Source organism: Streptomyces sp. NPDC059355 (assembly GCF_042752335.1).
Classification (GTDB): domain Bacteria; phylum Actinomycetota; class Actinomycetes; order Streptomycetales; family Streptomycetaceae; genus Streptomyces.
In genome coordinates this window covers 101,644-111,733 of sequence record NZ_JBHYXN010000028.1, presented here as the reverse complement: position 1 = coordinate 111,733, position 10,090 = coordinate 101,644, and the positions used below count along the sequence as shown (strand labels likewise).

Below are 10,090 nucleotides of genomic sequence, written 5' to 3'. Positions count from 1 at the left end.
TCGCCGTCCTGGCCACGCACGGGCGCATCGACCAGGACGCCCTGGCGAGCTCCTTCGCCCACCACCACGACTTCGACCGCGGCTACGGTCCCGCCGTCAACCGGATGCTCCGCCTCGTCCGGGAGGGCGAGGACTGGCGCACGCTGGCCGCCGAGCTGTTCAACGGGCAGGGCTCGTGGGGCAACGGCGCGGCCATGCGGATCGCGCCGCTGGGCGCTTGGTACGCCGACGATCCGGAGCAGGCCACGCACCAGGCGGAGATCTCCGCCTACACCACGCACCAGCACCGCGAGGCGGTGTGCGGGGCCATGGCCGTGGCCGCGGCGGCCGCACTGGCGGCGGATCCGGCCGGTCCGCCCAAGGCCGGCGACCTGCTGGACGGGGTGATCGCGCTGGTGCCGCGCAGTGCCGTGGGAGCGGGGCTGCGGCGGGCGCGGGACATGCTGGACTACGGCGACGCCACGACGGTCGCGGCGGTGCTGGGGTGTGGGCGGCGGACGAGCGCGCACGACACCGTGCCGTTCGCCCTGTGGTCGGCGGCGCGCTCGCTGGACGACTACGAGCGGGCGTTCTGGACCACCGCCCAGGTGGGCGGGGACGTGGACACGACCTGCGCCATCGTCGGCGGGGTGCTGGGGGCGCGCGGCGACGCGGTGCTGCCGGCCGCTTGGCTGGCCCGTACGGAGGCCCTGCCGGCCTGGCTGCCGGAGACGGCGGCACACTAGCCGAGGGACCGGCCGCCGGGCGCCCGGGTGGCCGGTCGGCGGGCCGGCGATACGGGCCGTTTAGATTGTCACGGTCCTGCCACAGCGGACTTCTGGCCGGGCTGACACCGCACGTCACGGGCCTAACCTGTCGGCGCTGCCGCCTCCGTCGTAACGGCGAGGGCGGCCGACAGGGGAGGGGAACCCGATGCCAGAGAACACCGCCGGCGAGCCCGACGAGGCGACCGGCGACGCGACCGGCGGGTCGCCTGCCGGTCCCGAGCAGCAGACCCCGCCGCCCCGGCCGCCCGGTGAGCCGGAGGCGGCCGCCGACCTGCCCGCCGCCCCGGCGCAGGCCGCCGGCCAGCACGCGGGTGGGGCCGGCGCGGGGCCGCCGCCCGGGTGGGACCCCAAGGCGTGGCAGGCCTACCAAGTCCGCCGGCAGCGGGCCAAGTCCGGGGCGTGGTCCGTCATGCCGCTGGCTTGGGCCGAAGCCGCGCGACCGGCTCCGGCCGGGCCCGTACCCACCGCCGTGCTGCTCGCCGCCGCGGCGGCCGGCCTCGCCTCGGGGCTGTTCCTCGGTGACGGCCTGGGCCTCGGGCTGCTGCTGGCCGTCGTGCCCGCCGCGGTCGGCGCGTACCTCGCCGCCCGGGCGGCCCGGCGCCGCGCGCGGCCCTGGAGCGTGGCCTGGGCGGTGGGCTGCGTCGCCCTCCTCGCCGTACCCGCCCTCCGCGACGCCGACTGGCCGTCCACCCTGGCACTGCTCGCCGCCGTCCTGCTCGGCGCACTGGCCCTGCACGGCAGCCGCACCTGGCCCGGTGTCCTGCTCAGCCCGTTCGGCTTCGCCGACTCCACCGTGCTCGGGATCCGCTGGGCCTGGAGCGGGCTGCGCTCGCGCGGCAGCGGGGTCGACCGCGCCCGCTGGCTGCCCGTGGTCAAGGCCGCCGCCGTGGCCCTCGTCCTGCTGGTGCTGTTCGGCACCCTGTTCGCCTCCGCCGACGCCGCCTTCGCCGGCCTGTTGGACGGGTTCACCCCGGAGATCTCCCTCGGCGACGGACCCGTACGCCTCGTGCTCTTCCTGCTCGGAGCCGTCCTCGCGCTCGCCGCCGCCCGCGCCGCCGTCGCGCCCTCGCGCTGGGACCGCATCCGGATCGCGCCCGGAAAGGCCCGCTCCCGCGTCGAATGGGCGCTTCCGCTCATCGTGCTCGACCTGCTCTTCGCCGGGTTCAACGCCGTCCAGCTGGCGGTCCTGTTCGGCGGCTACGACAAGGTCCTGCAGAGCACCGGGCTCAGCTACGCCGAGTACGCCCGCCAGGGCTTCTGGCAGCTGCTCTGGGCCACCCTGCTCACCCTCGCCGTGATCGCGATCGCCCTGCGGTGGGCCCCGCGTTCCGGAGCCGGCGACCGCCGCTTCGTCCGCGTCGTGCTCGGCACGCTGTGCGTCCTGACCCTGGTCGTGGTCGCCTCCGCGCTGCGCCGCATGGACCTGTACGTGGACGCGTATGGCCTGACCCGGCTGCGCGTGTCGGTGGCGGCGATGGAGCTCTGGCTCGGGCTGGTCATCGTACTGATCATGGCCGCCGGGGTGTTCGGCACGCGCTGGCTGCCGCGCGCGTTCGCGGCCGGCGCGGCCGCCGCCGTCCTGGCCTTCGGGCTGCTGTCCCCGGACGGCATGGTCGCCGAGAAGAACGCGGCCCGCTTCGAGCAGACCGGCAAGCTCGACCTGGCGTACTTCCAGTCCCTCTCGGCGGACGCCGTGCCCGCGCTGGACCGGCTGCCCGAACCCCGCCGCTCCTGTGCCCTGCGCGGGATCAACAACGACCTGTCGAGCCGCGGCCAGGTGCCCTGGTACGCGATGAGCCTCGGCGAGTACCGGGCCCGACGGATCTTCCGCGAGCGTCCGGTGAGGGCCTCGTACGAGGTGTGCCGCACCCTGGGCACCTTCCACAGCCGCATCGAGTAGCCGCCGGGGAGATGTACGGGGACCCCGGCGCGGGATCACCTCGCGCGCCGGGGTCCCCGTACGCCGGCGCTGCAGCGCTCAGGCCGCCGGACCGGCCTCCGCGACGGCGCCGTTCAGGGCTTCCAGGTCGCTCTTGCGTACCCGGATCACCAGCAGCGCGGTGGCCAGGGCGATTCCGGCCATGGCCACAGCCGCGGTGAACGCGGTGGAGATGCCCTGGGTGAGGACGAGGTCCCCCCAGGGGTCGGGAAGCCGCCCGGTCTCCTGGAACGCGGCCATCTGATCGGGGTCCGCGTGGGTCATGAAGTCCGGCACCTGCTTCGCGCCCTCGTTCCGGCTGGCCGTGCCGAAGACGGTGACCAGGATGGACAGGCCGAGCGAGCCGCCCACCTGCTGGCTGGCGTTGAGCAGCCCGGAAGCCGCGCCCGCCTCCCGCTGGGCGACCCCGGAGACGGCGGTGAGGGTGAGCGTCACGAAGTTCAGGCCCATGCCGAAGCCGAAGAGCAGCATCGGCCCGAGCACCCCGGACACGTACGAGCTGTCGGTGCGGATGAGGGTCAGCCAGGCGAGGCCGATGCCGGTGAGGGCGGATCCGGCGACCATGAACGGCTTGGGGCCGAAGCGGGGCAGGAAACGCTGCGAGAGCCCGGCGGCGGTGACGATCGCGACGGTGACCGGCAGGAAGCCGAGCCCGGACCGGATGGGGGAGAAGTCCAGCACGTTCTGGACGAACTGGACGATGAAGAAGAACATCCCGAACATCGCGGCGGCGAGGCCGAGCATGATCAGGTAGGTTCCGGCGCGGTTGCGGTCGGCGAACATCCGCAGCGGGATGATCGGCTCGGGGGCCCGCGTCTCGACGGCCACGAAGAGCCCGAGCAGGACGACGGCCACGGTGAAGGAGACGAGGGTGCCCCCGTCGCGCCAGCCGTCCTCGGACGCGCGGATGAATCCGTAGACGAGGGAGGCCATGCCGCCGGTGGAGGTGAGGGCCCCCGCGATGTCGAAGCGGCCCGGGTGGCGCTCGGACTCGGTGATGTAGAGCGGCGTGAGCACGGCGATCAGCAGGCCGATCGGCACGTTGACGAAGAGCACCCAGCGCCAGTCGAGCCACTCGGTGAGCATGCCGCCCGCCAGCAGGCCGATCGCGCCGCCGCCCGCGGAGACGGCGGCGAACACGCCGAACGCGCGGTTGCGCTCGGGGCCTTCGGCGAACGTCGTGGTGATCAGGGCCAGCGAGGTCGGCGAGGCGATCGCGCCGCCGACCCCCTGGAGGGCGCGGGCGGCCAGCAGTTGCCAGGGCTCCTCGGCGAAGCCGCCGAGCAGGGAGGCCAGGGTGAAGAGCAGGATGCCGGTCAGGAACACGCGGCGCCGGCCCAGGATGTCGCCGGCCCGGCCGCCGAGCAGCAGGAGGCCGCCGAAGGCCAGGGTGTACGCGCTGATCACCCAGGACAGGTCGGTGGTGGAGAAGGAGAGGGCGGTCTGGATGTGCGGGAGCGCGATGTTCACGATCGTCGCGTCGAGGACGACCATGAGCTGACAGGCGGCGATGACCGCGAGTGCCACGCCGGGCCGCCCTTCCCTGCGGGCCGCGCCCGGTATCCGGGGCGTGGCGAGTGGAGAGCTTTTCACCGAGGATCCCCCCATAGTGAAATAGTGAACGCAGCCGTTCACTGCGGCCCCACGGTAGGAGCCCCCGGTTAGTGAACGCAACCGTTCACTAAGGCTGAAAATGCGTACGAGGGGCGCGTGGGCGGGTCGAAGGTGGAGGTGATGGTGGGTTCGCGCTGGTCAGTGACGTCACCGGGCCGCAGGCGGGGTCCGGAGCTCGAACGGGCGATTCTCGACGCGGCGTTGGAGCAGCTGAGCACGGTCGGTTGGAACGGGCTCACCATGGAGGGTGTCGCGGCCCGCGCGCACACCGGCAAGGCGGCGGTGTACCGGCGGTGGCCCTCGAAGGCCGACCTGGTGACCGAGGTGCTGCGGGCCGGGCTGCCGCCGATCGGTGAGATCGCCGACGGCGGATCGGTCCGTGGAGACTTCCTCCGGTTGTGTGTGCGGATGCGTGACGTGATGGAGTCGCGCGCTGGTCAGGCGCTGCGTGCGGTCCTTCACGAATGCGACCACACCCATGCGGGAAGGTTCCATGACGTCGTCCGGGCCGGGCTGCACGAGCCGGCCCATCGTCTGATCAGGGAGCTTGTGCAGCGCGGAATCGAGCGGGGCGACGTCCGGCCGGACGCGGCGAGTCCGTTCGTCGCCGACGTCATTCCGGCCATGATGATGTACCGCGCGAAGGTGTGCGGGAGTGAATGGACGGATGGGGACATCACGGAAATGATCGATCAGGTGATGGTGCCGCTGCTCAGGGTGTGAGACGGCGTGCGGACTCCAGCCGGGGTGGGGTGTGCAGGCGGCGCGGGGCGGCGTACCCTTGCTGGCGCCATGCCGTACGAAGCACCCACCCACACTGTCGAACGCTCCCTCCGTGCAACCACCGGCGCCAAGGTCATCGCCGGGGTCGACGAAGTCGGACGAGGGGCCTGGGCCGGTCCCGTCACCGTGTGCGCGGCGATCACCGGTCTGCGCCGGCCGCCCGCAGGTCTCACCGACTCCAAACTGCTCACCCACAAACGACGCGACGCGCTCCTCGACGTCCTGGAGGACTGGGTCACCGCGTACGCGCTGGGACATGCCTCCCCGGAGGAGATCGACGCGCTCGGGATGACGGCCGCCCTGCGGCTCGCCGCGGAGCGCGCCCTGGAGGCGCTGCCCGTGCGGCCCGACGCGGTGATCCTCGACGGCAAGCACGACTACCTCGGCGCGCCCTGGCGGGTCCGCACGGTGATCAAGGGCGACCAGTCCTGCGTCGCCGTCGCCGCCGCCTCGGTGATCGCCAAGGTCAGGCGCGACCGGATGATGGCCGAGCTTGGCCAACAGGACGGCGGATGCGCCGAGTTCGCCTTCGGCGACAACGCCGGATATCCCTCGCCGGTGCACCGGGCCGCGCTCGAGGAGCTGGGGCCCACCCCATACCACCGGCTCTCGTGGTCGTACCTCGACGGGCTGCCCAAGTGGCGGCACCTCAAGAAGGTGCGGCGCAGCGAGGAAGCGACGGAGCTGGAAAACGGAGGCCAACTCGGCTTCGATTTCTGATCGCACCCACGTGCCACCCGCCGGTACGTTTCGTACCGGTGTTTGATAGACATCAACTCATGCCTCTCACCCCCGAGGAGCCTCAGATTCACGAGAGTGCCCAGGGTCCCCGCGTCACGCCGGCCGCGAGCCGCACCGCGCAGACCCCCCGCCCCGTACCTGGTCCGCGTCCCGCCGCCGTCCCGCGGCCCGGACGCCCCGGTCCCTCCCCCGCGGCGGCGAGCCGTGCGGGCGGGGCTCCCAGGCCCGTACCGCCCGCGCAGCGTGCGCCGCAGGCCACCCCCGGACCCGTAGCCCCCACCGCACCGTCCGTCTCCGCGGCGGTGCCCCAGATCCAGCTGATCCCGGCCTCCGCCGAGGGTGCGCTGGACGCGGCCGAAGAGGCCGTCGACCTGCTGCTCGACACCGGGCGCGCGCCCGGCGACATCCTGGTGCTCACCACCGGCGACCCGCACCCGTGGGCCGCGCACGAGCTGTCCTTCGGCGAGGCCGCGTACTGGGCCCTGCACGACGCCGGGGACGACGTCTTCTACGCGGACGCGGCGCAGGTCCAGCGCGCCGCGGGGCGTCCCGTCGTGGTCTTCGCGGCCAACGGCGGACCGGCCGGGGCGACCGCCGCCGCCCTGCCGACCGCGCTCGCGCGGGCCGGCGCCCTGCTGATCGTGTGCGGCGACGCACAGCAGAGCAACTCCGTGCTGGGCACGGGCGTCTGACGCCCCGTACCCGGCGCGGGCACGGGGCGGGGCCGGTCGGACCGGCCCCGCTGAAGCCCGAGGCCTGACCAGCCGTACGCCCGATCCAGGGTGTACGGCCGTGAGGGCTGCCCGCGTGCGGGAACGGCGCGCGGGCGGGCTTCGGCGCACCGCGCGGGTCCGGCCCCGGTTAGGGCTCCGGCGTGCGGTGCGTTCTCAGCGTGCGGCGGTACGGCTCCGCATGACCTCGGTCGCGCCGCCGCCGGTGCGCAGGGTCACCGCGGGGAATTCGGCCACGCTGTCGCCGAGGCGCTCGGGCCGCGAGTCGGAGCTGGGATGCCTGCCGCCCCGGCCCTCGCCCAGCACCTGCCAGCCGCCGCGGGTCAGCGTGATGTACGCGCCGCAGCGCAGCCCGTGCAGGGTGCAGGCGTCCCGCAGCCCCCACATCCAGGCGCCGTCCTCCTCGGTCCACCGCTCGTCGCCCTCGCGGCAGTACAGCAGGACCGCGGTGCGCACCGGGGTCCGGCGCCGCAGGTCGTGCGGGATGACCCGGCGCAGCGCCGCGAGCAGGGCGTTGCGGTACTCCCAGCCGTCGGCCGACGCCGAGCGGCGGGCGAAGGAGGCGCTCGCGACGAGCCGCTCCTCGGGTCCGAGCACGGCGATCACCGCGGTCGAGGGCGCCGGGGCGTGCCGGGAGTGCAGTCCGTGGACGACCTCGCGCGGATTGCGCAGCAGGGGGATGCCTGCCGCGGTCCACTCGGAGGGCTCCAGCAGTCTGCCGTGCCGGCTGGCACCGCCGGCTGCCGTTGTCAGTGACGACGTCGAGGGCGGGGCGAATCCGAAGGCCACGGTCCTCCCTTCGGGTACACGCCCGCGGACGGGCACAGCTGTCGTGCGGGCGCGCCGCGGCGCGGCCTGGGAGAGCGCCGTCCGGCCGAGCGGGAGCATGCCAATTCTCGCGTGGCCCGTGAGCCTGCGGCAACGAGCAATTGGCGCCGCCGACCGGAATTCGCCGGTATGCCGTTCATATCCTTGCCCCGTCAAGCCGAAGATGACTCATCCGACTACGGCTGAAGCCCCAGTACCAGCGGAAACACCCCTTTGAGGACAGGATCGAGGCCGGGTGGAGCGTGCGTCCGACAGGTGGACGATCCGCGACGCTGTTCTCACGCTGGGTGAATTGGCCGATTGTCCTTGCCATCCGGTTGCATGGGGGGCATGGACAACCTGGAGCTCCGCACCGAAGCAGACGCCATCCTCGCTGAGCTCATCGGCGCCCCCGGGAGCGGGGCGAGGCTGCGGGAGGACCAGTGGCAGGCCGTGGCCGCCCTGGTGGAGGAGCGCCGGCGGGCCCTGGTGGTGCAGCGCACCGGCTGGGGCAAGTCGGCGGTGTACTTCGTCGCCACCGCACTGCTGCGCCGCCGCGGCTCCGGCCCCACGGTGATCATCTCTCCGCTGCTGGCGCTGATGCGCAACCAGGTCGAGGCGGCGGCCCGGGCCGGCATCCAGGCGCGCACCATCAACTCGGCCAACCCGGAGGAGTGGGACGCCATCTACGGGGAGGTGGAGCGCGGCGAGACCGACGTGCTCCTCGTCAGCCCCGAGCGCCTCAACTCCGTGGACTTCCGCGAGCAGGTGCTGCCCAAGCTCGCGGCCACGACCGGTCTGCTCGTGGTCGACGAGGCCCACTGCATCTCCGACTGGGGCCACGACTTCCGCCCCGACTACCGCCGGCTGCGGGCCATGCTCGCCGAGCTCGCCCCCGGTGTGCCGGTCCTGGCCACCACCGCGACCGCCAACGCCCGGGTCACCGCGGACGTCGCGGAGCAGCTGGGCACGGGGGCCGGCGAGGCCCTGGTGCTGCGCGGTCCGCTGGACCGGGAGAGCCTGCGCCTCGGCGTGGTCGAGCTGCCGGACGCCGCGCACCGGCTGGCGTGGCTCGCCGAGCACCTGGACGAGCTGCCCGGCTCGGGGATCATCTACACGCTGACGGTGGCCGCGGCCGAGGAGGCCGCCGCCTTCTTGCGCCAGCGCGGCTTCCCGGTCGCCTCGTACACGGGCAAGACGGAGAACGCCGACCGGCTGCAGGCCGAGGACGACCTCCAGGCGAACCGGGTCAAGGCGCTGGTCGCGACCTCGGCGCTCGGCATGGGCTTCGACAAGCCCGACCTCGGCTTCGTGATCCACCTCGGCTCGCCGTCCTCCCCGATCGCCTACTACCAGCAGGTCGGCCGCGCCGGGCGCGGAGTGGAGCACGCCGAGGTCCTGCTGCTGCCGGGCAAGGAGGACGAGGCCATCTGGCGCTACTTCGCCGACACCGCGTTCCCGCCCGAGGCCCAGGTACGGCAGACCCTGTCGGCCCTCGCCGACGCGGGGCGGCCACTGTCCGTACCGGCCCTGGAAGCGGCGGTGGAGCTCCGGCGCACCCGGCTGGAGACGATGCTCAAGGTGCTCGACGTCGACGGAGCCGTGAAGCGGGTCAAGGGCGGCTGGAGCTCCACCGGCCGGGAGTGGACGTACGACTCCGAGCGGTACGCCTGGGTCGCCCGCCAGCGGGCCGCCGAGCAGCAGGCCATGCGCGACTACGTGAGCGCATCCGGATGCCGGATGGAGTTCCTGCGCCGGCAACTGGACGACGAGGGGGCGGCCCCGTGCGGCCGGTGCGACAACTGCGCGGGCGCCTGGGCCGATTCCTCCGTGTCGGCGGAGACCCTGACCGGCGCGGCGAAGGAACTGGAGCGCCCGGGTGTGGAGGTGGAGCCGCGCCGGATGTGGCCGACCGGCATGGCCGCCCTCGGCATCAACGTCAAGGGACGCATCCCGGCCGGGGAGCAGTGCTCCACCGGGCGGGCCCTGGGCCGGCTCTCGGACATCGGCTGGGGCAACCGGCTGCGCCCGCTGCTCGCCGAGAACGCCCCCGACGGGCCGGTCCCCGAGGACGTCCTGCACGCCGCCGTGGCCGTGCTCGCCGACTGGGCGCGCTCCGCGGGCGGCTGGGCCCCCGGTGTCCCGGACGCCTCCGACCGGCCCGTGGGCGTCATCGCCGTACCGTCCCTGGCCCGTCCGCAGCTCGTGGGCTCCCTCGCGGAGGGGATCGCGCGCATCGGTCGCCTCCCGTACCTGGGCACCCTGACGTACACGGGGCCGGACGGCGCGCACGCGGCGCGGCGCAGCAACTCCGCCCAGCGCCTCAGGGCCCTGTCCGGCACGTTCGCCGTCTCGGAGGAGCTGGCCGCGGCGCTGGCGCAGTCGCCCGGGCCGGTCCTCCTCGTCGACGACTACTCCGACTCCGGCTGGACCCTGGCCGTCGCCGCCCGCCTGATCCGACAGGCGGGCGGAGGCCGGGTCCTCCCGCTGATCCTCGCGACGGCGGGCTGACCACCGGCCCGGGCGTAGACGGCCCGCGCGGCCTCTGGCCGGGGGAGAGGCCTCGTCGGCCGAGACGGTGCCGATTCCGGCGCGCGGAACGCCCGGCGGGCCCGGACCGGCTGCCGTTCGGCGGGCAACAGGGCATGGCGGACGGTGCGGATGCGTGTTCATGTCCCCATGGAACCCGACGACTCTGACATCGCGTC

At 73.9% G+C, this 10,090-nt stretch carries 8 protein-coding genes; 6 read left to right on the top strand and 2 right to left on the bottom strand.

The features are described 5' to 3' along the window. Together ACFXGI_RS25260 and ACFXGI_RS25255 are read left to right on the top strand one after the other, a co-directional pair. On the top strand, positions 1 to 725 hold a 725-nt coding region (locus tag ACFXGI_RS25260; protein ID WP_384710770.1), incomplete at its 5' end, for an ADP-ribosylglycohydrolase family protein. 187 nt (positions 726 to 912) lie between these two features. After that, positions 913 to 2,667, top strand: coding sequence for a DUF4153 domain-containing protein (locus tag ACFXGI_RS25255; protein WP_384710767.1), 1,755 nt, complete (start codon positions 913 to 915; stop codon positions 2,665 to 2,667). A gap of 78 nt (positions 2,668 to 2,745) precedes the next feature. Here the strand turns inward: ACFXGI_RS25255 and ACFXGI_RS25250 are convergent, their stop codons facing one another. Then, on the bottom strand, positions 2,746 to 4,314 hold the full coding sequence (locus ACFXGI_RS25250) for an MFS transporter (protein WP_384710764.1): 1,569 nt from the start codon (positions 4,312 to 4,314) through the stop codon (positions 2,746 to 2,748). 126 nt (positions 4,315 to 4,440) lie between these two features. On the opposite strand from ACFXGI_RS25250, the gene ACFXGI_RS25245 reads away from it, so the two are divergent. From ACFXGI_RS25245 to ACFXGI_RS25235, 3 genes are all read left to right on the top strand, one after another. Then, positions 4,441 to 5,043 (top strand): TetR/AcrR family transcriptional regulator, encoded by a 603-nt coding sequence (locus ACFXGI_RS25245; RefSeq protein ID WP_384710781.1) that lies wholly within the window; start codon positions 4,441 to 4,443, stop codon positions 5,041 to 5,043. Between the two features lie 69 nt (positions 5,044 to 5,112). Next, positions 5,113 to 5,823: a ribonuclease HII gene (locus ACFXGI_RS25240; protein ID WP_384710762.1), complete on the top strand. Its 711-nt coding sequence runs from the start codon at positions 5,113 to 5,115 to the stop codon at positions 5,821 to 5,823. Positions 5,824 to 5,882: 59 nt separating this feature from the next. Next, positions 5,883 to 6,536 (top strand): hypothetical protein, encoded by a 654-nt coding sequence (locus ACFXGI_RS25235; protein ID WP_384710759.1) that lies wholly within the window; start codon positions 5,883 to 5,885, stop codon positions 6,534 to 6,536. A 195-nt stretch (positions 6,537 to 6,731) separates the two neighbouring features. On the opposite strand, the gene ACFXGI_RS25230 is transcribed toward ACFXGI_RS25235, so the two are convergent. Then, positions 6,732 to 7,364: a hypothetical protein gene (locus ACFXGI_RS25230; protein WP_384710757.1), complete on the bottom strand. Its 633-nt coding sequence runs from the start codon at positions 7,362 to 7,364 to the stop codon at positions 6,732 to 6,734. 369 nt (positions 7,365 to 7,733) lie between these two features. Between ACFXGI_RS25230 and ACFXGI_RS25225 the strand changes: the two genes are divergently transcribed. Beyond that, entirely contained in the window at positions 7,734 to 9,893 is a 2,160-nt protein-coding gene (locus ACFXGI_RS25225) for a RecQ family ATP-dependent DNA helicase (RefSeq protein WP_384710754.1), read from the top strand. Positions 9,894 to 10,090: the final 197 nt, after the last annotated feature.

Bases quoted from the DNA above. Each gene is read 5' to 3' on its own strand.
- ACFXGI_RS25225 (WP_384710754.1), top strand. From the start codon at position 7,734: ATGGACAACCTGGAGCTCCGCACCGAAGCAGACGCCATCCTCGCTGAG.
- ACFXGI_RS25235 (WP_384710759.1), top strand. From the start codon at position 5,883: ATGCCTCTCACCCCCGAGGAGCCTCAGATTCACGAGAGTGCCCAGGGT.
- ACFXGI_RS25240 (WP_384710762.1), top strand. From the start codon at position 5,113: ATGCCGTACGAAGCACCCACCCACACTGTCGAACGCTCCCTCCGTGCA.
- ACFXGI_RS25250 (WP_384710764.1), bottom strand. From the start codon at position 4,314: ATGGGGGGATCCTCGGTGAAAAGCTCTCCACTCGCCACGCCCCGGATA.
- ACFXGI_RS25255 (WP_384710767.1), top strand. From the start codon at position 913: ATGCCAGAGAACACCGCCGGCGAGCCCGACGAGGCGACCGGCGACGCG.
- ACFXGI_RS25245 (WP_384710781.1), top strand. From the start codon at position 4,441: ATGGTGGGTTCGCGCTGGTCAGTGACGTCACCGGGCCGCAGGCGGGGT.